22 protein-coding genes are annotated in these 24,712 nt (G+C 42.0%); 12 read left to right on the plus strand and 10 right to left on the minus strand.

The window, feature by feature from the left end; genetic code table 11:
- Window positions 1-80: 80 nt before the first annotated feature.
- A complete protein-coding gene (locus ABF638_RS27470; protein WP_435026058.1) occupies window positions 81-5,990 on the minus strand; it encodes a trifunctional serine/threonine-protein kinase/ATP-binding protein/sensor histidine kinase in 5,910 nt (1,969 codons plus the stop codon).
- A gap of 222 nt (window positions 5,991-6,212) precedes the next feature.
- Between ABF638_RS27470 and ABF638_RS27475 the strand changes: the two genes are divergently transcribed.
- The 6 genes from ABF638_RS27475 (at window position 6,213) to ABF638_RS27500 (ending at window position 9,826) form a co-directional block, all read left to right on the plus strand.
- Window positions 6,213-6,488, plus strand: coding sequence for a BrnT family toxin (locus tag ABF638_RS27475; protein ID WP_420762394.1), 276 nt, complete (start codon window positions 6,213-6,215; stop codon window positions 6,486-6,488).
- Entirely contained in the window at window positions 6,472-6,714 is a 243-nt protein-coding gene (locus ABF638_RS27480; protein ID WP_435026059.1) for a hypothetical protein, read from the plus strand. The genes ABF638_RS27475 and ABF638_RS27480 overlap by 17 nt, the downstream gene beginning before the upstream one ends.
- A gap of 113 nt (window positions 6,715-6,827) precedes the next feature.
- Entirely contained in the window at window positions 6,828-7,553 is a 726-nt protein-coding gene (locus tag ABF638_RS27485; protein WP_435026060.1) for a pyridoxine 5'-phosphate synthase, read from the plus strand.
- 215 nt (window positions 7,554-7,768) lie between these two features.
- The gene (locus ABF638_RS27490; RefSeq protein WP_435026061.1) at window positions 7,769-8,488 is read left to right on the plus strand and encodes a SnoaL-like polyketide cyclase; all 720 of its coding nucleotides are present in this window, start codon (window positions 7,769-7,771) and stop codon (window positions 8,486-8,488) included.
- A 63-nt stretch (window positions 8,489-8,551) separates the two neighbouring features.
- The gene (locus tag ABF638_RS27495; RefSeq protein WP_069067862.1) at window positions 8,552-8,881 is read left to right on the plus strand and encodes an MgPME-cyclase complex family protein; all 330 of its coding nucleotides are present in this window, start codon (window positions 8,552-8,554) and stop codon (window positions 8,879-8,881) included.
- A gap of 231 nt (window positions 8,882-9,112) precedes the next feature.
- Entirely contained in the window at window positions 9,113-9,826 is a 714-nt protein-coding gene (locus ABF638_RS27500) for a hypothetical protein (protein ID WP_435026062.1), read from the plus strand.
- 65 nt (window positions 9,827-9,891) lie between these two features.
- Here the strand turns inward: ABF638_RS27500 and ABF638_RS27505 are convergent, their stop codons facing one another.
- From ABF638_RS27505 to folD, 3 genes are all read right to left on the minus strand, one after another.
- The gene (locus ABF638_RS27505) at window positions 9,892-10,347 is read right to left on the minus strand and encodes a divergent PAP2 family protein (protein ID WP_181932004.1); all 456 of its coding nucleotides are present in this window, start codon (window positions 10,345-10,347) and stop codon (window positions 9,892-9,894) included.
- A gap of 310 nt (window positions 10,348-10,657) precedes the next feature.
- Window positions 10,658-11,590: a geranylgeranyl diphosphate synthase CrtE gene (gene crtE / locus ABF638_RS27510; protein ID WP_435026063.1), complete on the minus strand. Its 933-nt coding sequence runs from the start codon at window positions 11,588-11,590 to the stop codon at window positions 10,658-10,660.
- Window positions 11,591-11,743: 153 nt separating this feature from the next.
- Window positions 11,744-12,631, minus strand: a complete 888-nt coding sequence (gene folD / locus ABF638_RS27515) for a bifunctional methylenetetrahydrofolate dehydrogenase/methenyltetrahydrofolate cyclohydrolase FolD (RefSeq protein WP_181932006.1) — start codon at window positions 12,629-12,631, stop codon at window positions 11,744-11,746.
- Window positions 12,632-12,958: 327 nt separating this feature from the next.
- Between folD and ABF638_RS27520 the strand changes: the two genes are divergently transcribed.
- The 5 genes from ABF638_RS27520 (at window position 12,959) to ABF638_RS27540 (ending at window position 16,866) form a co-directional block, all read left to right on the plus strand.
- Window positions 12,959-13,378, plus strand: coding sequence for an OB-fold nucleic acid binding domain-containing protein (locus ABF638_RS27520; RefSeq protein ID WP_435026064.1), 420 nt, complete (start codon window positions 12,959-12,961; stop codon window positions 13,376-13,378).
- A 22-nt stretch (window positions 13,379-13,400) separates the two neighbouring features.
- Window positions 13,401-13,835, plus strand: a complete 435-nt coding sequence (locus tag ABF638_RS27525; RefSeq protein ID WP_181932008.1) for an NUDIX hydrolase — start codon at window positions 13,401-13,403, stop codon at window positions 13,833-13,835.
- Window positions 13,836-13,975: 140 nt separating this feature from the next.
- Window positions 13,976-15,079: an AI-2E family transporter gene (locus tag ABF638_RS27530; RefSeq protein ID WP_435026065.1), complete on the plus strand. Its 1,104-nt coding sequence runs from the start codon at window positions 13,976-13,978 to the stop codon at window positions 15,077-15,079.
- Window positions 15,080-15,465: 386 nt separating this feature from the next.
- Entirely contained in the window at window positions 15,466-16,212 is a 747-nt protein-coding gene (locus ABF638_RS27535) for a hypothetical protein (protein WP_435026066.1), read from the plus strand.
- A 9-nt stretch (window positions 16,213-16,221) separates the two neighbouring features.
- On the plus strand, window positions 16,222-16,866 hold the full coding sequence (locus tag ABF638_RS27540; protein WP_435026067.1) for a DUF4231 domain-containing protein: 645 nt from the start codon (window positions 16,222-16,224) through the stop codon (window positions 16,864-16,866).
- 595 nt (window positions 16,867-17,461) lie between these two features.
- Here ABF638_RS27540 and ABF638_RS27545 read toward each other — a convergent pair.
- From ABF638_RS27545 to ABF638_RS27570, 6 genes are all read right to left on the minus strand, one after another.
- The gene (locus tag ABF638_RS27545) at window positions 17,462-18,196 is read right to left on the minus strand and encodes an HAD family hydrolase (protein WP_435026068.1); all 735 of its coding nucleotides are present in this window, start codon (window positions 18,194-18,196) and stop codon (window positions 17,462-17,464) included.
- 149 nt (window positions 18,197-18,345) lie between these two features.
- On the minus strand, window positions 18,346-19,473 hold the full coding sequence (locus ABF638_RS27550) for a S1 RNA-binding domain-containing protein (protein ID WP_435026069.1): 1,128 nt from the start codon (window positions 19,471-19,473) through the stop codon (window positions 18,346-18,348).
- Window positions 19,474-19,767: 294 nt separating this feature from the next.
- Complete coding sequence (locus ABF638_RS27555; RefSeq protein WP_084227385.1) at window positions 19,768-19,875, minus strand: photosystem II reaction center protein T; 108 nt, start codon at window positions 19,873-19,875, stop codon at window positions 19,768-19,770.
- Window positions 19,876-19,988: 113 nt separating this feature from the next.
- Complete coding sequence (gene psbB, locus ABF638_RS27560; protein ID WP_435026070.1) at window positions 19,989-21,518, minus strand: photosystem II chlorophyll-binding protein CP47; 1,530 nt, start codon at window positions 21,516-21,518, stop codon at window positions 19,989-19,991.
- Window positions 21,519-21,996: 478 nt separating this feature from the next.
- Window positions 21,997-22,323 carry a hypothetical protein gene (locus tag ABF638_RS27565; protein ID WP_435026071.1) on the minus strand — a complete coding sequence of 109 codons (327 nt, stop codon included), beginning with the start codon at window positions 22,321-22,323 and terminating at the stop codon, window positions 21,997-21,999.
- 24 nt (window positions 22,324-22,347) lie between these two features.
- Entirely contained in the window at window positions 22,348-22,491 is a 144-nt protein-coding gene (locus ABF638_RS27570; RefSeq protein ID WP_176727207.1) for a hypothetical protein, read from the minus strand.
- 400 nt (window positions 22,492-22,891) lie between these two features.
- On the opposite strand from ABF638_RS27570, the gene ABF638_RS27575 reads away from it, so the two are divergent.
- Complete coding sequence (locus ABF638_RS27575) at window positions 22,892-24,544, plus strand: ABC transporter substrate-binding protein (RefSeq protein WP_435026072.1); 1,653 nt, start codon at window positions 22,892-22,894, stop codon at window positions 24,542-24,544.
- Window positions 24,545-24,712 lie beyond the last annotated feature (168 nt).

Genomic DNA, 24,712 nt, shown 5'->3' on the forward strand with positions numbered 1-24,712 from the left:
TCTACAAGGATCAATCTTTTGTAGAGACGGCGATTTATCGCGTCTCTTGCCTTAACCAAACCGTATTGACTCAGCACTCATCATTGTTGTTGAGTAGAGATTTGAATGATAAACTCTGTACCCTTTCCAAGTTCTGAAGTGCAAGAGAGTGAACCGCCATGTGCATCTACAACAATTTGACGAGCGATCGCTAATCCCAATCCAGTGCCTTGTCCTACAGGCTTGGTGGTGAATAAATGGTCAAATACTTTTTGTTTAACTTCTGGTGACATTCCCACGCCATTATCAGCAATCTTAATCAAAACATCCTTACCTGAGTCTGCTACACAGGTTTGAATGGTGATGCAATTAGGGTTGTCTAGAATCGCTTCTAAACTCCGCTCTGTATTGTATTGTTCAAGTGCATCAACAGCATTTGCTAACAAGTTCATAAACACCTGATTAAGTTGTCCAGCAAAACATTCCACTAGGGGGAGTTTGCCATAATTCTTAACCACATCAATTGCGGGACGGTTTTCGTTAGCCTTTAAACGATGTCTAAGAATCAAAATAGTGCTGTCAATGCCTTCGTGAATATCAAAGGGAACTTTATAATCCTTATCTGCTCTGGAGAAGGTTCGCAAACTGGTACTAATACTGCGGATACGGCTAACACCTAATTTCATCGAATCCAGCAATTTAGGTAAATCTTCAAGTAAATAATTTAGGTCAATAGCATCAATTTCATCTTCAATCTCTGAGCCGGGATTGGGAAACTTCTGTTGATAAAGCTTAATTAGTGCAAACAAGTCTTTGATATAATCTTTAGCTGGTTCTAAATTGCCAGCAATGAAGCCAACAGGATTGTTGATTTCATGGGCAACACCTGCTACCAAATTACCAAGGGCAGACATTTTTTCACCTTGCACCAATTGCAATTGCATTGTTTGGAGTTCTTGTAAGGCTTGTTCTAATTGTTGCTTTTGCTGTTGCAATAATTGTTGTGCTTGTTGAGGTGCAGTGATGTCTTCACATGTGCCAAGGATGCCAAAAACCTTTCCTTCTCGATCTTTTAGAGGAATTTTATTTGTATTCGACCAAATTTGTTTTCCGTCTGCTTGCAGGACTGTTTCGATAATGTTGAGTTGAGCTTGTCCAGACTCTATAACTTGGCGATCGTACTCTACATACCAATCTGATTCTTCACGAGTCCAAGAGAGATCGTAGTCTGTTTTACCAATAACATTTTCTGGCACTCCTACACCCGAAATTTCAGCAAATTTCTGGTTACAACCTAAATAAACACTATTGCGGTCTTTCCAGAAAACAGACTGGGGAATATTGTCCATAATTAACCGCAAGAATTGTTCAGTCTGTCTCAGGTTTTCTGAAGTATCTTGTGCTTGTTGGTAAAGTCGGGCGTTTTCTAGGGAGATTGCAGCTTGAGTGCATAACAGATTGAGAACTTCGACGCGATCGCTAGTAAACGCCCCAGTGGTAAGATTGTTTTCTAAATACAAAATCCCCAACAGTTTGCCTTGATACAAAATCGGCATACACAGCAAGCTTTTGGGTTGCTGATGAATGATGTAAGGATCAGCTATCAGCGCCGAAGACAATGTTGTATTAAAGATGACGCTAGTTTGTAGGCTGCGTTTGACGGCGTAAATCAGGCTATGGGGAACCTCTGCGCTATCTTCCACAAAAATGGACTGTAGCACGGTTGATTGCTGCCCAATTTCAGTAGTAGCCTCAATTACTAATCTATCTTCTTTAAGTAGTAGTAAAACACACTTATCTGCTCCAGCATTTTCAATCACAACTTGCAGCAGCTTAGTAAGTAATTTATCCAGTTCGATTTCACTAGAGAGAGTCTGAGATGCTTTGATAACTGTTGCCAAATCTAGCATTACTGATGCACTGCTGCTAGAAGTTATTGATTTGCTAATACTTGGGTGGAAGGTAGCAATGCTGTCAATATTTGTGATCGTCTCATTGTGTGTAAGTGGCGACCGCATCTGTTGTAAAATAGGAGCTAGCAATTTTGGATAATGCTGTTCTAAATCATCGACTTTAGCTTTAGCGCCCCAGTGGGTGTAGCAATAATAAGCATTAATCAAATACTCTTGTGCAATGCGTTCTTTACCCCATTCTAAATAAAACTTGGCTGCGAGTTCGTTGGCGAGAGCTTCTTCATTGACGTATTCGTTTTCTTTAGCTTTAGCAATGGCGCGATCGTATGACTCGATTGCATCCATATACTTACCAGAAATTCTTGCTATTTCCGCAGATAATAATAGATAGCGATGCAGAAAGTTTGCTGGGCAATTATTCGCCCAGTTTTTTTGAATTTGTTGATGCTCGCGAATAATTTCCCAATATTGCTTTTTCTTCTCTAATGTCGCATTGGGATAGAGGGCTATCAAACTGAGTGGATAATAAAAATGATATTGAATAATTGGGAAAAAACCAGAGTTAGAAGCAAGGGTTTTATCAGCTTCTTCCGCCGCTTTCACTGCATCTGCGTAGCGGCCATAAAGATATGACAATTGGATTTTGAGAAAGCAGTACCAATTAATTCCATGCTCAAAGTTATTCTTCTGTCGCCAAACTTCTATATAGGGAATATCTTCGCCATTCTGATCATCTAATAAATCGGTGTTTTTAGATATATCTTGTAAGTTCAATAAAAACTGCCGTTGTAAAGTAAATGCATACAGCATATTAGTATCATTTACCTGTTGTACATAGCCAAGATATTTCTCAGTTTCCGTGTAAACATCCGAGAGGCGATCGCCTTTAATTAACATTGCCCAAATTAGGAACGAAACTGCCCAAACCCCAAAAACCAAATTTCCAGTTTCTTGACAGACTTGGAATGATTGTTGAGAAATTGGCAAATTCGTTTTTAAATGCTGATTATAGGGATTAGTTGTGTGTGCAAAGATATTATTAGTCTTAGGAATAAACTGAGTACTATTAAAATGGCGATCAACTTTTAGTGCTAATGTACCGAACTCATAAGCAGTTTGATAATTACCTTGATTTGCCAGACTCATCCCATATAAACAGTAAGCAAAACCAGAGCTTTCTGCATTGCCATATTTCAATGATAAGCTGATCATTAATAGAGGCATCAAGCAACTAAGGTTTTGATCTCCTCCCATATAAGAGGCTGCCCAAAGGTCAGCTAAAAGACCCATACAAACTTTCTTTTCTGGATCTGTCATTTCAGGCAGATCGAATAAATCTGCTGTCCGAACCGTTTGAAATTTAGCTTTTAATTCTTCAAGTTTAGTTTCGATGGCAGCTTGTTGTTCTTCAGAAGTTACTGGCAAATGCATCCCCATGATGCTCAAACCTTTTAACCCAGCTTCAAAGCCAGATTCTATATTTTCGCCCTGAGTCATTTTCAGATGCATCTGAATTCGATAAATATCTGCTTGTTCAAATTTATCTTGGCAATGATATAGTGCCAGATTAAATAATCTATCTGCCTCATCGAAATTGCCAGTCAAATATTCACATTCCGCAGATTCTCGATGTAATCTAAAAGTGAGTTGATAGTTAGTCAGCCAACTTTCTTCTATTAATAATTCTCTGCCTAATGTGAAATATTTAACGGCTGCTCTATAAGCTGTGGAAGCTTTAGCTTTCTTACCAGCAATTAAATTTAGTTGAGCTAGTTCATATTTTTGGGATTGCTCATTAATTATGTCAATTCCCTCATTTAACTGATTAACAATATCAAAAATACTACCTTCGAGTGCTGATGGTGATGTATTATTTAATAGTAATTGCCCAATTTTTAAATGAGTAGCTTTTCTTTGAGATTCAGGGATTAGAGAGTAGGCAGCTTGCTGAACACGATCATGGAGAAATTTGTAAGAACAGGAGTTAGTAGAATTGGGTTGTAGAAATTCTGAATTCTGAATTCTAAATTCTGACTCTTCTTGATAAAACTTGTAGACCTCATTGGTAGGAATAATCAACCCATCTTGCATAGCTTTCCAAAAATCTGCGGATGTTTCCACCTGAGATTTTTCATAGACAATCGCTAATGCCGCCAAATCAAATTGGTTGCCCACACAAGCCGCTAACTTCAAGACTGCTTGAGTTTCAATTGATAACTTTTGCAGTTGAATTGCCATGAACTCTACTACATCATCTGTCAAAGCGAGCGATCGCACCTGAGCAACATCACATTCCCATCCCCTTTGACTTCCTCCCTGTGGGGAGTGATGGGAGTTAAACGTAATTAGTTGATCTTGATATAGAGCTTTGAGAAACTGAGTACTGAAGAAAGGATTGCCTTTAGTTTTGCTCAATACTAACTCTGTTAATGGTGCAGCTAATGTTAGAGAACAATTCAATGTATCTGCAACCAAATGATTAATAGAAATCTGATCCAGGGGAGATAAAGTAATCGTATTGACTGTAGCGCCTAACTTCTGAATCTCTTCCAAAGTCAACATCAGTGGATGTACTGGATTGACTTCGTTATCTCGATAAGCACCAATTAACAGTAGATAGCCGATATCAGCTTCGCTCATTAACAAGTGCATTAACTTTAAAGAAGCAGAATCAGCCCATTGCAAATCATCAATAAAGATCACCAATGGATGTTCTCTTGTCGTGAAGACTTGAGTGAACTTCAAGAACAGCGAATTGAAGCGATTTTGTGCCGCACTCCCAGAGAGTATCGACGCCGGAGGCTGTTTACCAATGATACTTTCCAGTTCTGGAATTACCTCAACCATCACTTGTCCGTTCTCACCCAAAGCAGAGAGAATTTTGCACTTCCACTGCTCGAATTGAGCGTCAGTTTCACTCAGCAGTTGCCCGATTAAGTCTCGGAAGGCTTGGACAAAAGCAGAGAAAGGGATGTTGCGCTGGAACTGGTCAAATTTACCTTTAATGAAATAACCCCGTTGCCGCACAATTGGCTTGTGGACTTCGTTCACCACAGCAGTTTTGCCAATCCCGGAGAAGCCTGCTACCAAAATAATTTCAGTACTTCCCTGACTGACTCTCTCAAAGGCATCTAGTAAGCTTTCAACTTCTGCTTGGCGACCGTAGAGTTTTTCTGGGATGATGAAGCGATCGCAAATATCCCTTTGTGCAATTGGAAAACTCTCAATTCTACCCGTGTTCTCCAGTTGCTCTAAACATTGTTCTAAATCATACTTTAGTCCTAATGCACTCTGATAGCGGTCTTCAGCATTTTTCGCCATCAATTTCATTACAATGTCACAAAGAACTTCGGGAATCTCCTTTTCCTCCCTGCCTCCTAATCGTTCCGGTTGCTTGGCAATATGACAGTGAACCAACTCCATCGGATCATTAGACTGGAAAGGTAGCTCTCCGGTAAGTAGTTCATAGAAAGTGATACCAAGGGAGTAGTAATCACTGCGATAGTCAATTCCGCGATTCATCCGCCCGGTTTGTTCCGGGGAAAGGTAGGCGAGAGTACCTTCTAATACATTAGGACTGTGAATTTCCTGGGTTTCTCTAGGTAAAAGAGAGGCAATACTAAAGTCAATTAACTTAACTTGCTTAGTTTCCGGGTTAATCAGGATGTTGGCAGGTTTGATATCTTTATGGATAATCCGATGGCGATAGAGTCCGTCAAGAATATTGCTCAGAGCGATCGCAATTTCCAAGAACTCTGTCAGAGTATATTGGTTGCTCCCTATTTTTTGGTTCATCCAATCTCTGAGGGAAATACCACCAAAATCTTCCATCACCAAAGCATAGCTGTTGCCGTAAGGTTCTAGACTGTAGGGATGAACAATACCGGGTAAATCAGTATTTTTAGCGATCGTGTACTGATTACGGAACAGCAACAGTTCATTGAAGGTGGGATACTCCTGCTGAAGCAGTTTGATGACAACTGGAAGTTGATCAGCCTCTCGAATTGCACGATAAACTAAGGTTCTAGAGCCTGCATAAAGTTGTTCGCTAATTCGATAGTTCAAAAGCTTGTCCATCGGTTCAACTGCTGTATTCATACTTGATCAACTCTTGTGAAATCAGCCATTTATTTAAAGTAGTCTGCCCAAAAACCAGCTTTTTCTAACTCAGTTTTCTTTTGAGCGTAGGCATAGCCCATCGTAGACATCGCATTTAACCTGTGTGATGTGTCTTGAGTTTCTCAAGCAAAACTCCCGCTATTTCCGGTAAAATTGGTAACGTGCTAAACTGCTGGGCGCATTGGCAATGAAATTTTTGGCATGGAATTTGAGTGGAACCCAGATAAAGCTGTTATCAACCTGAAAAAGCATGATGTCTCTTTCCCAGAAGCCACGACCGTATTTGAGGACTCCTTATCTGTGACATTTCCTGACCCTGATCATTCGATTGGGGAAAACCGCTACATTATTATTGGAATGTCTGGGTCAGGTAACTTATTGGTTGTCTCCCACACTGACCGAGAAAATTGCACTCGAATCATCAGTGCTAGAAAAGCCACCCGCCAAGAAAGGAGGTTTTATGAAGAAGGAAGTTGACGAGCTAGAAGACGAACTACGTCCTGAATACGACTTCTCCAAGATGGCAGGAGGTGTAAAAGGTAAGTATGTTGAGCGATACCAAGCCGGGACAAATTTAGTCCTCCTAGAGCCTGACGTTGCCCAAGCTTTTCCGACGGATGCATCTGTGAATGAGGCATTGCGATTATTAATCCAAATTGCTCAACGCCAGCAGCTTAACAACCCAATAATTCGTAATTCGTAATTCGTAGACATTGCATTTCATTTGTGTGATGTGTCTGTAGATCCTCAAGCAAAACTCCCGCTATTTCCGGTAAAATCAAGTTCTGAGGACTGTGGATTTGGGAGAAATTAGGGGTGCCTACACTTGGTGTTAACATTGACCACATCGCCACTATCCGGCAAGCACGGCGGACGGTGGAACCAGATCCCGTGGCAGCTGCGGTGCTGGCAGAATTAGCGGGTGCTGATGGGATTACGGTGCATCTGCGCGAAGATCGGCGGCATATCCAAGATAGGGATGTGCGTATATTGCGGCAAACAGTGCGATCGCATCTTAATTTAGAAATGGCCGCTACAGATGAAATGCTAGCGATCGCTCTCGATATCAAACCAGATTACGTGACCTTAGTCCCCGAAAAGCGCGAAGAAGTCACAACAGAAGGCGGACTAGATATTATCGGGCAAATTGCTAGAATAGGTGAGATAGTCGATAAATTGCAAAGCGCTAGCATTCCAGTTAGTTTATTTATCGATGCTGAACTAGCACAAATAGAAGCATCTGTCAAGGTGCAAGCGCAGTTTATTGAATTGCACACCGGACAATACGCTGAGGCTAAGGATGAAGCAAATCGCCATCGAGAATTAGCCATATTAGCTAAAGGGTGTGAACAAGCGCTTCAAGCTGGATTGCGAGTCAACGCTGGGCATGGACTCACTTACTGGAACGTCTATCCGGTGGCTGCGCTTCCCGGCATGGAAGAACTAAACATTGGTCATACCATCATCAGTCGGGCAGCATTAGTAGGCATGGAAAGGGCAGTCCGCGAGATGAAACAAGCTATAAGAGGGAATAGGGAATAGGGAATGGGGCATTGGGCATTGGGCATTGGAAAAAGACAAGGAAGAGGGGGAGACAAGGAAGAAACTTGTTCAATAATTCTCCCTTATCCCCCTCATCTCCCCCTGCTTCCCCTGCTCCCCCTGCCTCCAGTCCCCAATCCCTAATCCCCAATCCCCACAGAGGGTTGTCACTGCGAAATCTAGAAATTGGGATCAAATCTTCAGCAAAAACTTCTATGAGCGCAACAGAATCTAACAACCTACCACTTTGGGTACAGGATAGAGATAAGGTGATAGCAGAAAGCACTGATGTCGAGTGGCGCTATCAGACACCGCCTGATTATTCCCGCTCAAAAGAGAATCTCGCTAAAGAAAGTATCTACAATCACCTTGAAGGTACACTGGAAGCGATCGTACAAAACTTGGTGCGAACCTTCGAGATGGAGGTGTCCTTCAAAGCTAACCCACAAGAGTGGTTGTCTATTGTTAATGAACAGTTTCGCGTGAGTACCAATGGTGGAGTCGAGTACACCGCAGCAGATTTATCAGCTCAAGGTACTTACAATCTATTTATGACTGATTCAGAGCATTACAAAGCTTCAGAAGAAAGCTTTGAATCATCCGCAAAACTCTTCCACACAACATTTCCCCAAGGATTTCCTTGGGAAGTATTGGAAGTTTACTCAGGGCCACCAAATGTCACATTCAAATGGCGGCATTGGGGACATTTTAAAGGAGAATACAAAGACTATGCACCTACTGGAGAGACAGTAGAAATTATCGGCATGAGCATTGCAAAAGTTACCGATGACTTGAAGGTTGTTTCCTTAGAACACTACTTTGACAATAATCTGTTCTTGGAAAAGCTAACAGCTGGTGGCAAACAGACAAATGCTGACAACGAGAAAAGTGCTTGTCCGTTCAGTTCTTGGTTCAAGAAATCCAACAAAAGTTAGTTTGTAAGGGTACAGTGCTGCACTGTACCCTTAAATTATTCACATAGCAACCAAAGGATGAAAATGCAAACATATCATTACGTTTTGGCCAGTCAACGTTTTCTTCTCGAAGAAGAACCGATACACGAAGTTATCAAAGAACGCACTCGTCACTACCACGAACAAGAAAAACAAATAGATTTTTGGTTAGTTGAGCAACCAGCTTTCTTGGAAACACCGCAGTTTGCAGAGCTAAAGGCGAAGTGTCCCCAACCAGCAGTAGCAATTATTTCTACAAATCCCCAATTTATTACTTGGTTAAAACTGCGTTTAGAGTACGTCATCACTGGTGAATTCCAGGCTCCTTCTGAAGCAATACCCGATGCATTGGCATCGCTTGCCACCGTATCTTAGAAATTGGGAATTGGGCATGGTAGACAAGGAAGAGACTTATTCAATATTCTCCCTTGTCCCCCTCATCTCCCTCATCCCCCTCATCTCCCCAGTCCCCAGTCCCAATTTTATTTGTGAGTAACAAAATATATTTTTTGACACTCTTTTTATCTACATACTGAAGTAGCTGGGTTTTCAGCTTTTTTCTTATAAAATCTTCTAAGACACCTTGATTTACATAATCTAACTTTTGTGCATAGATTTCAGACTTTACCAAGTGTTTTAGGACTAGCGATATCTACGGCGAGCTTCGCTTACGCAGGGTTGATTGGTGGGATGAGTTCTGTCTTTGCCCAACAAGCAATTCCCCTCTGTCAACCACCAAATGCGGGTGAGTATCTTTTATTAGTAGTAAGTCCTACAGCAAATAATCAAAAGCAGTTGCGTAGTGCCTTACCACCTGAACTTAAGACCATCACCTGTCAATATCTCAACGAAACTGTGACGCGAGTAGGGGGCTTTAACAAAATTGATGATGCTAATCGTTGGGCGAGATATGTCAGCAATATTGTTGGCTTGTCTGCCATAATTACCACTCGACCAACAGCAGCAGATGTCCAGCCACAATCACAACCACAGCCACAGCGACAACCGCAGCAACAGCCACAGCCACAGCGACAGTCACCTCAGCAGACAGTCAGCTATAATCCTCAAGCATTAGGAGAGGGTTATGCAGTGCTGGTAGATTATTACAATCGTCCAGAACTAGTAAATAGTGTGCAGCAAGCGGTAGGAGGTAACGTAGGTTTTGTTTCTTATGGACAACGCCCCTACTTACTAGCAGTTTATACCACTAACCAAAGTGAAGCATACAACACATTACAAAAGCTGAACAATGGCGGTTTCGTTGCCAGCATCGTAGATAGTCGTAAGGTGATTCTGCTGCGCTCAACTGTGCGATTGTAGTCTATTAGTCATTAGTCATTAGTCATTAGTCATTAGTCATTGGTTAATAGACTGTAGACTATTGACTAATAAGCAGACCTAGCTAACCAATAGATGGTTATACCCAAAGCCGACCCAGCGATTACCTGAACTGGTGTATGTCCGAGTAATTCCTTGAGACGGTCTTGGCTAAAGTCTGGTTTTTCATGAAATAATTCATCAATCATTTGATTGAGAATACGAGCTTGCTTACCGGCTGCTTGGCGTACTCCGGCTGCATCATACATGACGATAATGGCAAAAACGATCGCAACGGCAAAATCAGGAGATGCCCAACCTAGTGTTTGCCCTACACCAGCGGCTAAAGCTGTAACTAAAGCTGAATGGGCACTGGGCATACCTCCTGTTGTTACCAAAACACGTATATTAAGTTTGCGATGTTTGATGATCTCGACTACGAGCTTTAATGCTTGAGCAATTAAACAAGCTACCAGAGCAACCAGCAGCACCCGGTTGTCTAAAATGTTGCCTATGTCCTGCATGGTATTTTGGTTAGGTTAGTAAATATTAGCAGCAGTTGTCGGTTGAGGAAACATTTAGATTCAACCCAAAATCCAAAATTAACCTAAGTACATTACGACGGAAACAGACCAATTATTCAAAATCACCAAAAAGCTTAGATGATAAGCTTTTTGAATTTTGAATGAGTAAAGTTTGAATTCCGCAGGGCGGTGTAGTAAAGCATGGACTCAATATAACCACCCATTGCAAATCAATGAAACGCTTGCGGTATGGAAATTACGAATTACGTTAGCGACGCAGGAGCGTCATTACGAATTACCAAAAGCGTTACTAGTTATTGCGGCTGACAATAAAATGAGCGATCGCTTGGAGTGATTTGGCTCTCTCCCCAAATGGTTCTAATTCCGCACAAGCTGCTTTAACTAGCTCTTGGGCTTTTGAGCGCGATTCATCAAGTCCCCAAAGGCTGGGATAGGTCACTTTCTTGGCTTTTTGGTCTTTGCCAGCAGTTTTACCTAATTCCTCTTGGGTAGAAGTGATATCCAGAATATCATCTATGATTTGGAATGCTAGCCCAATATTTTGAGCATAACGGGTCAATCGCTGCACATCTTCAGGTGATGCCCCAGTTATGATCCCGCCACAAACTACAGAAGCTTCCAAAAGGGCAGCCGTTTTGTGTTGATGAATGAAATTTAGCGTTTCTAAGGAAATATCTGATTTCCCCTCCGACTCTAAATCGACAACTTGACCGCCGACCAAACCAGCTGCCCCCAGCGCCCGACCAAGACGGACAACTACCTGTAAGACTAGCTCTCTGGGAACACTTTGGGGAGTTTGAAGGGCAACAAACTCAAAAGCGAGAGCCAATAAGCCATCTCCAGCTAAAATCGCCACATCTTCGCCATAGACTTTATGATTCGTCAGCTTCCCACGACGGTAATCGTCATTATCCATCGCTGGTAGGTCGTCATGAATCAACGACATTGTGTGGATCATCTCCACAGCACAAGCTGTTGGCATGGCCATCTCAATACTTCCACCCATCATTTCACAGGTAGCAAGGCAAAGAATGGGACGTACACGCTTGCCTCCAGCTAATAACGAGTAGCGCATCGCCTCATAAATCTTTTCTGGATAAATGATGGGGATAGCCTGATCCAAAGCATTATCACAAAGCTTTTGTCGCTCTTTTAGATAAGCTGCTAAGTTAAACGTGGCTTCCTCTGGTGGTGTCTTTTGAACGTTATCAGTTGCTACCATTCTTTCATTCCTGACACTTTGGGATTTTGTCTTATACGTCACAATTTTAAGGTGCTGTGGGGCTGAAAAAAATGAAGAGTTAGGAGTTAGGAGTTAGAAGTTAGGAATTAAGAGTTAGCAGTTAGGAATTAATAACTCTTAACTTTTAACTCATCACTCTTTTTCTTTTCTTGCCGCTCTGGAATAGCTGTCCAATGTATTTTGCAACAATATGGCGACAGTCATAGGGCCAACACCACCAGGAACGGGGGTGATAAATCCTGCTACACCAGCGGTTGATTCAAAGTGGACATCGCCAATAAGGCGACTTTTGCCACTAGCATCGGTGACGCGGTTCATTCCCACATCTACCACAACAGCGCCTGGTTTCACCATATCAGCAGAGATCAGTCCGGGACGACCTACTGCTGCAATTAGAATATCAGCATTTTGGGTGATGCTTTTGAGGTCATGCGATCGCGAGTGAGCGATGGTAACTGTGGCATCAGCTTCTAGTAGCATCAACGCCATAGGTTTACCCACCAAAATACTGCGTCCCACAACTACTGCATTTTTTCCCTGCAAAGGAATTTCATATTCTTGTAAAAGGCGCATCACACCAGCCGGTGTGCAGCTGCGTAAACCAGTTTCTCCCCGTACTAGTCGCCCCAAGTTCACTGGGTGCAGTCCGTCGGCATCTTTATCGGGATCGATTTGATGCAGCAGAGCCACAGCATCCAAGTGGTCAGGTAAAGGCAACTGTACAAGAATGCCATCCACCCGTTCATCGTGGTTGAGTGCGGCAATTACCTCTTCTAACTCCTCCAAAGTAGTTTGGGCAGGAAAATGTTTGCCAAAAGAAGCGATACCAACTTTAGCGCAGGCTTTTTCTTTATTGCGTACATAGGCGGCTGACGCTGGGTTATCACCAACCATCAACACTGCTAAACCAGGGGGTCGTCCAATTTTTGGTTGTAATTGTGTAATGGCAACAGAAAGTTCTTGCTGAATTTTTGCAGCTAAAGCTTTACCATCAAGGAGTTTGGCAGTTTTTGTTTCCATGAAAATTCCCAGCTATGTTCGCTTTTTGTCCAAAGTCAAAAGTGAAAGTATTGATTATTGAATCTTGACTTTCGACTATTATTGTGTTGCTGTTTGATGTCGTAGAGTTTCTCTCACAGTAAATTCATAATATTTATTTTCTCAGATCAACGACATCATCTGAAGAATAAAGAATTGGGGAGCAGAAAATGGAGAGATTAGGGGGACATGGGGGACAAGGAGGAATTATTGAATAAGTATCTTTTCTTCTTTGTCTTTGCCCTCTTCCTTGTCTGCCTTGTCTCTTTTCTATGTCTAATGCCCAAAATAAATAAATCGGTAGCTTTCATGCAACAAACAAGAAATTTGTCCCTTTCGTTCTTGTCTCGTCGGCACAGTATTGTTCCTTACCGACTGGGGTTGACTTTTTTCCTAGCAGCGGGGCTTTGTAGTTGTGGTAACTTGACATCGCCTGGCTTGAGTGGGAATGGCTTAAAAATTGGGACAAATGTCACCCCAATTGGAGAAATTAAACTAAAACAAGACAATCAGGCTATAGTTTACATCCAAGGTGAGGTAGAAAAGCAAGCTCCCATGATGAAACAGTGGGCTTATAAAATTAATGACTCAACTGGCAAAATTTGGGTTGTCACCAATCAAAAGAATCTGGGTGAGGGCGCACAAGTGGTGATTAAGGGTACAGTTCGCTACCGAAGTATTCCCTTAGCTGGCAAAGAATTGGGGGAAGTTTATTTAGAAGAAGAGTAACTCAGTAATTAAAAATGAACTTATGAACAATCAACAGGTGCATGTAGCGATCGCAATTCTCTATCAGAAAAACAAGTTTCTCATGCAACTGCGCGACAACATCCCCGGTATTCTCTACCCTGGTTATTGGGCACTGTTTGGCGGTCACATCGAACCTGGTGAAACGCCAGATGTAGCAGTAAAGCGAGAAATTTTAGAAGAAATCGGCTATATATTACCACCATTTGTTGAATTTGGCTGTTATTCCAACGAAAGAGTTGTTCGTCATGTCTTTCATGCACCACTCTTAGTGGAATTAAATCAACTAGTTCTGAATGAGGGCTGGGATATGGGGTTATTTACGCCAGAAGATATTCGCCAAGGTAACTGTTATTCACAAAATGCTGGCGAAGTCCGACCTTTAGGGGACATGCATCAAAAAATTATGTTGGATTTTATTGAGAAAAATCCAACATAATTTGGGCATGGGGCATGGAGAAGAGACAAGGTAGAGACTTATTCAATAATTCTCCCTTGTCCCCCTTGCCCACTGCTTCCCCCATTCCCCACTCCCAAGAAGCCAAAATAAAGTTAGAACTCTTATAGGATCATCACTAAATGCAATCAACAAACAAACTCCCGCGATGGTTAACTATAGGATTGGCATTTCCTATTGCCATTCTTAACGGCTGGCTATTGATCCAGGTTGTACAGTATTTTCAACCCTTGGTTAGCATTATTGCCGCCGCCATCCTACTGGCTTTTGTATTGAACTATCCAATCCAGTTTCTTCAGGAACAAGGAGTGAAACGCAACTTGGCGATCGGGGGAGTGTTGCTTTTGACTCTGGTGATTTTAGTAGCTCTAGGCATCACCTTGGTTCCCCTAATTATTCAACAACTCGTGGAACTGGCTAATATTTTGCCCAGTTGGATTGATTCTGGTACTCAACAGCTGCAAACTTTTCAAGATTGGGCGTTAAGTCAACAACAACTTCCTATTAATTTAAGTGGTTTATTTACCCAAGTTCTAGAACGATTATCTAACCAACTTCAGTCCTTCACTGGTAGAATTCTTGGTTTTGCCGTCGATACCATTGGTATTGTCCTAAACGTGCTGCTGGCGGTAGTGCTGACTATCTACCTAACATTGAATGGTGAACGTCTTTGGGACGGGATTTTTCGGTGGTTTCCCCATAATATTGGGTTAAGAGTGCGGGAATTACTGCGAGAGGATTTCCATAATTACTTCATCGGTCAAGCAACATTGGGAGCTGTATTAGGGGTGACAATTACACTGGTATTTTTGGCGTTGCAAGTTCCCTTAGCTCTACTTTTTGGCATTGGTATTGGCTTGTTTTCACTCTTCCCCTTTGGTACTGGAGTCGGTATCGCCATCGTAAGTTTGTTGGTAGCCCTGCAAAATTTTTGGTTAGGAGTAGAAGTCTTAGGTATAGCTGTTGCCATTGACCAAGTTAATTCTAATATTATTGCACCTCGAATTCTCAGCAATTTGACTGGTTTAAATCCTGTGTGGGTGGTGATTTCTTTATTGTTGGGGGCAAAGTTAGGAGGAGTGCTGGGTTTGTTAATTGCAATCCCTATTGCCAGTTTTATCAAGGATACAACAGATAGCTGGCGGGCTGGAGAGTTTAATAAGATAGATGATATAGAGTCAGAACCTGTTGCGGTAATAAGTGATAAAGCAGGGACTTATAGTTAAAATCCAATCATTCAGATTAACTTAGAAACTGGTGATCTTGTCCATAAATAAAGTGCAAAATCATAATTTATGATGCTAACAAACAAGAAGCTATTACTTAGTGCATCAAAAATTTTCTAGCAAGCAAAATAATCGTAAAAAACTTGAGTGTAAGTGTAGTCTGCACTTCTCTACGAGATACTACGCAAATGACAAAGCTCTGTTACCACAGCAGTCATCGCCATTTAAATATAAGAGGAAATCTGGTAGCACATTAATCAACGATCAACCCCTACAAAAGCATCATAAAATTCCTTATCCTTCAGGTGAGAACGGAATACAACACTTGCAGAAAATGACTGCGAAGCACTACGCTGGGAAACCAAAGCAGTCAGTATTTTTAAAAAATGAAAAGTTGTTTAAAGCTTACCTTTGACAATGGGCAAACAGCATTAGCTACTCAAGTTGAGCAGCAAGCAGAATTGGCAAATGCTCTTGTGGAAATAGGGCTTGGTGGTTCGCGTCCTGTTTTAGTAGTAGTAGGCGGTGCAAGTAACATCAGTGAAGCTGACTTTCTCCGCATTCAAAGGTTGTTTGTGGAAGTTTTAGCCCCCATCGCCGAAACTTTGGGGGCTTATGTTGTGGATGGGGGTACGGATGTAGGAATCATGCGAATGATGGGTAAGGCTCGTATTCAGATAGGTGCTAAGTTTGCCTTGGTTGGTGTGACACCCGAAAGCAAAGTGGCTTTACCTAATCATTCAGAAACGGCTGCTGATTTGACACCCTTAGAGCCAAACCACACTCATTTTGTGCTAGTCCCTGGGAAGAATTGGGGCGACGAGTCTCCTTGGATATCTCACATTGCAACTGTGCTAGCCAATGGTGCACCTTCGGTAACAGTGCTGCTGAACGGTGGTGAAATTACCTTTAAGGATGCGCTTTCTAGTGTTAATACTGGCAGGTTAGTTATTGTGATTGCTGGTAGTGGTAGAACCGCAGATATACTTGCAGATGCCTTGCGTGGAAAGGCTACCGATGAACGAGCTAAAAAGCTGGCTAAATCTGGTACATTACAATACATCGACTTAAGCGACATAGAGAAGGGAGTTGAGAATTTAGGCAAAGTAATTAAGGGGTTACTTTCTAATTAGGAGTAAATAATGGCAGAAAAAGATAGTTCTCAAGAATCTTTAAAGAAAGACTATACCAAAAAAGATAGTTATCAGAGATATTTAGAGGAAGATTTTAACAAGTTATTTGCAGGGATGAACTTAGGCGATGTGCAAAAACATTTTTTGCGATCGCGTTGGTTAGAACAAGTACTCTGGATGGAAAGTAAGGCGAATTTATCGCGCGATCGCCATTATTATTTGCGGATCACAACTATTATTGGTGGTGTAGTTCTCCCAGCATTGGTCAGTCTAAACATTAACACTACTCCTAAAAGGGATATCATTATCTGGTCAACTTTTGGTTTGAGCCAAATAGTTGCTATTAGTGCTGCCATTGAAGAGTTTTTTCACTATGGAGAACGCTGGCGGCACTATCGCCGTACAGTCGAATCTTTGAAAACCCAAGGGTGGCAATTCTCGCAGTTGACAGGCCCTTATTCTAATTATACAAGCCACGAACAAGCTTTTAATCTGTTCGCAGGTCATGTAGAAGATATTATTCAGCGAGATGTGGAAATATATGCCACTCAAGTTGTACAAGAAAATAAAGAAAAAAAACAGAATCAGGAAGGCCATATCACTCTGCAAAATACAAAGATAATCAATTTGGAAGAGAAGAAAGAGGAAGAATAAAATATAATTCAGAATTGGTGAATACTTTACATTCATACTGAATTCTGACTCCTGAATTCTGAATTCTTCTTAATCAAATCGATTAAATAAACTCTCCCCCGTTAGATAAAAACATGAGGAGAGTTAGAACTAAAGTCCGGTAGGGTAATCGGGCTACTTAAGTTTTTATTATTTATCGACTTTATATTATTCCTCCTTAAGACAGATAAACATTTCATTTGAATTCTATGTTGGTAGCTTTTGAAAAAAATCCCCATTGCTAGATAGAAATGGGGAAATATGAGTTAAAGTTCGTCAGGTGATCGGAATATCTGTTTATTTTGTCTTGATACTATCTTTCTCAATTCCTCCGTTAGGTAGAGAAATATTTCATGAATATGTTCAGGTATGTGTTTATTAGCACTGTCAGGTGAATTTGAAGAAAAATCCAGAATTTATAAGTATGTAAGAGCAAATAATTAGAAGATAGTGTAGAGGAGGAGCCAGTGCCTTACTCAGTTTACCAGAATTGAGATGGTAGCTATTTACGCCCTACTGCACTAGCTGTGTACCCCTACAAGTTGCTGTATTTCACGCAATTGAAAACTGCTATAACTTAATCCTCTAAAATCTGGATTTCATCGAGTTGATTAATTACCACATCCGCACCTCGGACATTATCTGACTTACCTACCCAAGTGATACCAATGCAACCTGCGGCTTTAGCATTACGCGCCATTTGCATATCACCAACTGAATCACCCACCATTAATGTAGCGCCTGGTTCGACTCCCAAAGCTTGGCAAGCTTGCAAAAATAGCACTGGGTCTGGTTTACTCGGCCCCTCATCTACTCCCATTTCCAACTCGATATAATCACTTAACTGGTGATTAACAACAAAATTACGTACTTCTTCAGTTGTCGCGGCTGAAAGGATACCAAGTTTTAGTCCACCTTCTTGCAGGTATTTCAAAATTTCTAAGCTACCTACAAACAGTGGTGAAGGAGTTTGTCCAATGTATTTCTCCGCTTCATCTAAAGCTTGACGGGCTATTTTTAAGCACTCAAACCATCCTCTTCCAGTTTCAGCAATATATGCCGCAGCCGCAACTTCTGTTTCGCGGCGACTCGCTACTGATATTAAACCTGCGGGATCTAGAAAATTACCATTGATGCCAAATGCCATTAATAGGGGTTCCCCGGTTCCAGGGATTTGAGCATCTATTAATCTTGCTGCCTTTTGTGCAAGCGATCGCAAATACGTTTCTGAATCTTCTAGAGTACCGTTTTTGTCAAACAAAATTGCCTGGATATTATCAAAAGTGATATTTCTACATTTAATGCTTGCCACAATATTCCACCCCAGTTATTTAGTTAGGAGTTAGGAGTTTTTATTAACTCATAACTCCTAGAAATTTTCCACATAAAAAAAGAGGGAAAAACCCTCTTTATACAATAATTTAATACTCTTACTTAAAAAGAAGTAAAACTATAAATGTATTATTCTTCAATAGCTGCTGGAATTTCTTCTTCAGTTTCCGTTGCTGCTGGAATCTCTTCTTCAATTTCCGCAACTACTGGAATTACTTCCTCAATTTCTGCTGCTGGTGGAATTTCTTCTTCTAGTTCCGCTGCTGGTGGAATCTCTTCTTCAAGTTCCGTCGCTGGTGGAATATCTTCCTCTGCTACAACTTCGACAGGTGCAGCAGGCGCAGCAGTAGCACCTTGTTGCTTGGCTAACAGCTGTTCACGATACTTAGCAGCCATTTCTTCCGCCTTATCGTAGACCAAATCCCGGTTTTTAATCATGTCACCGGGTTCGGGTTCTAGCTGCTTGGTAGATAGGGAAATCCGACCCCTTTCTGCATCCAAGTCAATGATCATAACTTTCACTTCATCATTGACATTGAACACGCTATGGGGTGTATCAATATGTTCGTGAGAAATCTCAGAAATGTGCAGTAGACCACTGACACCACCAATGTCGATGAAAGCACCATAGGGCTTGATACCACGAACAGTACCAATCACTACTTCACCGACTTCTAGGCGGTTCATCTTACGCTCAACCAGTGCCCGACGATGAGATAGAACTAAGCGGTTACGTTCTTCATCTACCTCTAAGAATTTCAATGGTAGTTCTTCGCCTACCAATTCTTCTTTAGGTTTACGGGTACTGATGTGAGAACCTGGGATAAAGCCACGTAATCCTTCAATTCTTACCAATGCACCACCGCGATTGGTTGCAAATACGCCAGAACGGACAGTAGCATCTTCTGCTTGCAGCTGTCGCACGCGCTCCCAAGCCCGCATATATTCAATACGGCGAATGGAAAGGGTTAATTGACCATCTTCGTTTTCATCGGTAAGGATAAAAAATTCGCGCGTTTCGTTTGACTGTAATACTTCTTCCGGGCTATCCACCCGGTTAATAGACATTTCTTGTATAGGTATATATGCTGCGGTTTTAGCACCAATGTCAATCAGAGCGCCGCGCGGCTCTATACTGAAAACTGTTCCTGGGACAACATCACCAGGGCTAAAATGATAATCGTATTTGTCAAGTAGAGCAGCGAAATCTTCGTGAGTGAATCCAATTTCTGTAGCGGTTAAATTCTGATTGACCATGCTGATTTGTTCCTGGTTCTAGTCTCCGTAAAGGTTGTGCGACAAGCGTAATGTGTTGTGCAAGCAGTTTTATGGCAGCTTACACTTAACATCCTTTTTCATCCTAGCGCAGAAAAGCTAGCATTAACACATATCTACTCCCAAGATTGGAAATTATATCACAATATAAAAATGATTGCTGATTTACTTAGTATTTAAAACTAACAAAGTACAAATACAATAATATCCGTTGCTACCATACTTAGTAGCAACGGATATTAACGTTAAATCAGCTTAAAGCTCTGGAAATAGGCTCTACTTATCTTTTGGTTTCTCAAAGCGAGGGGGTTCGCGAAATGCGATCGCAAAAAACAGAGTACCTATACACAGAGTAAAAATCAAGATGTACGCAACGCTTTCCATATTATGATTTCCTGCCTATCGAGCCAGTAATTAAAGTTTTGAATGCTGAGTCATCTGAGTGCTGAATCAGAGCCTTAACTCGGAACTCAGCACTCATAACTCAGCACTGAAAATTAAAGGGCTTCCTTCCGGCGGGTTGACTTGTCACCCACTTTCTGGAACAGACCCCACTCAACTTGCTCTTCTAGATCCGCATCAACACCAGCAAATACGTCTCGGTAGATTGTCCGAGCGCCATGCCAGAGATGACCAAAGAAGAACAACAGAGCAAATACGGCGTGTCCAAAGGTAAACCAACCTCTAGGACTGGTGCGGAATACACCATCAGAGTTCAAGGTTTCTCGGTCAAATTCAAAGATTTCACCACCTTGAGCTTTACGGGCATACTTCTTCACATCAGCTGGTTCTGTAAAGGTTTTACCATTCAGATTGCCACCAAAGAAACTAACGGTGACACCAGATTGCTCGAAGCTATACTTAGATTCTGCCCGACGGAAGGGAATGTCAGCGCGGACAACTCCATCTGCATCAGTCAAAATCACTGGGAAGGTTTCAAAGAAGTTGGGGAGACGACGCACGGTCAATTCCCGTCCTTCAGAATCTTTGAATACGGCGTGACCTTGCCAAGATTGGGCAATGCCATCACCCTTCACCATTGGCCCTGTACGGAATAGACCGCCTTTAGCGGGGCTATTACCGACGTAATCATAGAAAGCCAGTTTTTCGGGAATTTGCGACCAAGCTTGATCAAGGGTTTCACCTTGAGCAACACCTGTTTGGACGCGGCGCTGAATTTCTTGACGGAAGTAGCCTTGATCCCATTGATAGCGGGTAGGGCCAAATAATTCGATGGGTGTGGCGGCGTTACCGTACCACATAGTACCAGCAACAACGAAAGCAGCAAAGAAGACTGCTGCAATACTGCTAGAAAGTACTGTTTCGATGTTCCCCATCCGTAGGGCTTTGTAGAGCCGTTCGGGGGGTCTAACTGTGAGGTGGAATAAGCCTGCAATAATACCAACAACACCAGCGGCAATGTGGTGAGCCGCAATGCCACCAGGGTTATAGGGGTTAAAACCATCTGGCCCCCATTCTGGTGCTACTGCTTGCGCGGCGCCAGTTATACCATAAGCGTCAGAAACCCATATCCCCGGCCCAAATAGTCCGGTGACGTGAAAAGCACCAAAGCCAAAACAAAGTAGACCAGATAAGAACAGGTGAATGCCAAACATTTTTGGCAAGTCTAGGGCAGGTTCACCAGTGCGGGGATCTCTAAAGAGTTCCAAATCCCAGTAAACCCAGTGCCATACGGCAGCTAGGAATAAAAGACCGGAAAGAACAATGTGAGCCGCAGCAACGCCTTCAAATGACCAGAAGCCAGGATCAGTGGATGGACCACCAGTAACGTTCCAACCACCCCAAGATTGGGTAACGCCCAAACGTGACATGAAGGGCAGAACGAACATCCCTTGACGCCACATTGGATTGAGAACTGGATCGCTAGGATCAAAAACAGCTAGTTCGTAGAGTGCCATCGAACCAGCCCAGCCTGCTACTAAGGCTGTGTGCATTAAGTGTACAGAAATCAGTCGCCCTGGATCATTCAGAACGACTGTATGTACTCGGTACCAGGGTAGTCCCATCGACTACGCTCCTCCTCGATGAGTTAGTTTACAAAGCAATTTTCTTACTGAGGTTATGAGAGACGAAAAACGCCACTCATAAAACTCTCTCTTGTTTTTTGTTATTGCCAGAGCCAGAGTAGTACCACAGCTTAGTCTTAATAAGTCATACACCGTGGGTGCTTTGGCAATGCTTACTCGCTTCGGGAGGTTTACCTATGTTAGGGTAGCCATCGCCAAGCAAAAATGAGAATGTTTTAAAAAGTGTAACTATTGATGGAATTGTTTGCAAGCGTGTAAATTGATGCGATCGCGTAGCATCTCCAAGTTTTTTCGCTACCAATACGCGTCGGGGATTAAATTTTCTTATCTTTTCTTTACGAGGAGGGTGGGGAGCAGGGGAGCAGGGGAGCAGGGGAGCAGGGGAGCAGAGAAGTTGTTATCCCCTCTGCCCCTCTGCCCCTCCGCACCTCTGTCTCTTGTGCCCCATGCCCAATATCTACTGAACCACCAACTGGATATTTTGCAGTTGACACTTCGTCTCAGCTGTACCCAGGCGTTGGATTACCTGTTCGGCGCTCATTAGACGCTTGAGTACTACTTGACCTATGGTCTTACTGGCAATTACTGGTGTTGTTGGCTTCACTTCCACGGTTAAAATGGCTTCTTCAACTCGATAAAGCCATAGCAATTCGTTTTGTTCGACTAAACAAATATTCATTCGCTGAATATCTGGTTGGCGTCGCCATGCGGTTATTTGCCAAAGTCCATCAGATGCCCAGACTCTAGCAACTGCCCATCCTTCAGATAGAAAGAAATATTTCACGGTTTTAGTCTCACTATTAGACTTTCAATCTGCTGTTAACGATATCGCGATCGCTTGATTTCGCTGATGTACAAACATGAGATTTTTGCCAATACAGCCGATCTTTGCGATAAACCACTCAACAGGTGTCTGTGCCCAAGCAGCAACAGGCAAAGTCTTAATGTACACTACTTGGACTCAGGTCAAAGTGTAGCAAAGCTATTCCCTAGTAATTATAGAATTTGCGACAAATTTAGCCGATGTTTAAAATCTTAATTAAATAAAAATTTTTCAGTATTTAACAAATGTCAAACTCTGTATTTTTGTCAATGATTTTTTGTAACAAAATAGTGCATAGGCCTAGCCCGTCGTAGACATGGCAAAGTAGTAATAAACTTACAAAATTTTAATTTAGATGCTCACGGAGTCATTTTCATAGAGCAAATTCTTTCCTTGCTGGTTGCAAGTTATTTTTATTCCTAAGTATATACTTAGCTGTAAATATTGCTGTAATTAATTGTAAAAATCCAACAAAATAGTCATAAATGTAGTAAGATTGCTGACCGCTGATATCAAATATATTATTGCTATGACCTGGTTTTCCTTGTCCGTGAAACGGTGGGGTCGGATTACACAATTCCTATCTTTGTTCTGTCTATGTTTATTTTTGGTTGTTAGTTGCGCTCCTCGTCCTAATCCTTCTACGCCACCAGCGGGTTCTGTAAATAGCCCTACAGGTGATGGTCGTATTACTATAGGTACAACAGCAAAGCCAAGAACCCTTGATCCGGCTGATACCTATGAGTTAGCATCCTTGGGTTTAGTGTTTAATATGAGCGATCGCCTCTACACTTACCAACCAGGAAGCACAGAAATTGAGCCACAACTCGCCACAGCATTACCCAAAGTTACTCAAGATGGCTTGACTTATACCATTCCCTTACGTCAGGGAGTAGTTTTTCACGATGGGACTCCCTTCAATGCCCAAGCAATGGCATTTACCATCAACCGCTTTATTCAAAATAAAGGAAAACCCTCATTCTTACTAGGTGATATAGTAGATTCAGTAAATCCCACAGGCGAGTATGAGTTAAGCATCAAGCTGAAAAAGCCCTTTGCAGCGTTTCCTTCACTGTTGGCTTTTCCTGGGGTATGTGCGCTTTCACCAAAAGCTTACGAACTCGGTGCAGGTAAATTCAAGCCGAATACCTTTGTGGGGACTGGCCCTTACAAGTTAGCGCAGTATGGTACTGATTCAATCCGATTTGATGCCTTTGATAAGTATTGGGGAGAAAAGCCAGCTAACAAGGGTGTTAACGTCCAAATTCAAACTAGTCCGGTTAATTTGTTTAATGCTTTTCGTACAGGCGCAGTCGATATAGCTTATCTGTCGCTACAGCCAGATCAAAATCGCAGTTTGGAAGAAGGAGCAAAAAAAGGGGATTGGCAAGCGATCGCAGCTCAAGGTAGTGTAGTAAGTTATCTAGTATTAAACCGGAATCAGCAGCCTTTAGATAAATTAGAGGTAAGACAAGCGATCGCATCAATAATTGACCGTCCACTTTTAAATCAGCGGGCGTTACTTGGTCAAGCAGATCCGCTTTATAGCATGATTCCTACAACATTCAATGTTTCTCAGCCATTATTCAAAGATAAATATGGTGACGCTAACTTTGAACAAGCTAAAAAATTATTAACTACTGCTGGTTTCTCCAAAGAAAATCCCGCAAGAGTACAAATTTGGTATCCTTCGAGTTCGCCTACTCGTAGTTTGGCAGCACAGACACTCAAATCCCTTGTGGATACCAAAATGGATGGAATACTGCAATTTGAAGTTACCCAAGCGGAAGGGCCTGCGTTTTTTAAAGACATTTCCAAGGGATTATATCCAGCAGCTTTACTTGATTGGTATCCAGACTTTTTAGATCCAGATAATTATGTCCAGCCGTTTTTGTCTTGTGACAAAGGTTCAGTTGCTAAAGGATGCGAAGATGGAGGCAGTCAAACTCAAGGTTCGTTCTACTATAGCGAAGCTATAAATAAACTGATTGATCAGCAACGCAAAGAACAAAACCCTGAAGCGCGTCAGAAAATTTTTACCGAAATTCAAACCCAAGTAACAACTGATGTACCTTACGTTCCCTTATGGCAAAACAAAGACTATGTATTTGCCCGAAATGGTGTGAGCAGCGTACAACTTAACCCTACCCAAATTCTGGTCTATCACACAATTAAGAAGTAGTCATTGGTCATTAGTCATTAGTCATAGCTGTTGACTTTTGACTCTTAAATAAAATCTTTCATGTTCAATACTGAGACGTTGTTTGAAAAGTTGTTCGCTGTGACTTTCAGCACTTTTAGATCCCCCCTAACCCCCCTTAAAAAGGGGGGAACTGGAATCAAAGTCCCC

Source organism: Nostoc sp. CALU 1950, from assembly GCF_051172895.1.
Classification (GTDB): domain Bacteria; phylum Cyanobacteriota; class Cyanobacteriia; order Cyanobacteriales; family Nostocaceae; genus Nostoc; species Nostoc edaphicum_A.

Coding starts and splice junctions, on each gene's coding strand:
- ABF638_RS27470 (WP_435026058.1), bottom strand. CDS start 5,990: ATGAATACAGCAGTTGAACCGATGGACAAGCTTTTGAACTATCGAATT.
- ABF638_RS27475 (WP_420762394.1), top strand. CDS start 6,213: ATGGAATTTGAGTGGAACCCAGATAAAGCTGTTATCAACCTGAAAAAG.
- ABF638_RS27480 (WP_435026059.1), top strand. CDS start 6,472: ATGAAGAAGGAAGTTGACGAGCTAGAAGACGAACTACGTCCTGAATAC.
- ABF638_RS27490 (WP_435026061.1), top strand. CDS start 7,769: ATGAGCGCAACAGAATCTAACAACCTACCACTTTGGGTACAGGATAGA.
- ABF638_RS27495 (WP_069067862.1), top strand. CDS start 8,552: ATGCAAACATATCATTACGTTTTGGCCAGTCAACGTTTTCTTCTCGAA.
- ABF638_RS27505 (WP_181932004.1), bottom strand. CDS start 10,347: ATGCAGGACATAGGCAACATTTTAGACAACCGGGTGCTGCTGGTTGCT.
- crtE (WP_435026063.1), bottom strand. CDS start 11,590: ATGGTAGCAACTGATAACGTTCAAAAGACACCACCAGAGGAAGCCACG.
- folD (WP_181932006.1), bottom strand. CDS start 12,631: ATGGAAACAAAAACTGCCAAACTCCTTGATGGTAAAGCTTTAGCTGCA.
- ABF638_RS27520 (WP_435026064.1), top strand. CDS start 12,959: ATGCAACAAACAAGAAATTTGTCCCTTTCGTTCTTGTCTCGTCGGCAC.
- ABF638_RS27525 (WP_181932008.1), top strand. CDS start 13,401: ATGAACAATCAACAGGTGCATGTAGCGATCGCAATTCTCTATCAGAAA.
- ABF638_RS27530 (WP_435026065.1), top strand. CDS start 13,976: ATGCAATCAACAAACAAACTCCCGCGATGGTTAACTATAGGATTGGCA.
- ABF638_RS27535 (WP_435026066.1), top strand. CDS start 15,466: ATGAAAAGTTGTTTAAAGCTTACCTTTGACAATGGGCAAACAGCATTA.
- ABF638_RS27540 (WP_435026067.1), top strand. CDS start 16,222: ATGGCAGAAAAAGATAGTTCTCAAGAATCTTTAAAGAAAGACTATACC.
- ABF638_RS27550 (WP_435026069.1), bottom strand. CDS start 19,473: ATGGTCAATCAGAATTTAACCGCTACAGAAATTGGATTCACTCACGAA.
- ABF638_RS27555 (WP_084227385.1), bottom strand. CDS start 19,875: ATGGAAAGCGTTGCGTACATCTTGATTTTTACTCTGTGTATAGGTACT.
- psbB (WP_435026070.1), bottom strand. CDS start 21,518: ATGGGACTACCCTGGTACCGAGTACATACAGTCGTTCTGAATGATCCA.
- ABF638_RS27575 (WP_435026072.1), top strand. CDS start 22,892: ATGACCTGGTTTTCCTTGTCCGTGAAACGGTGGGGTCGGATTACACAA.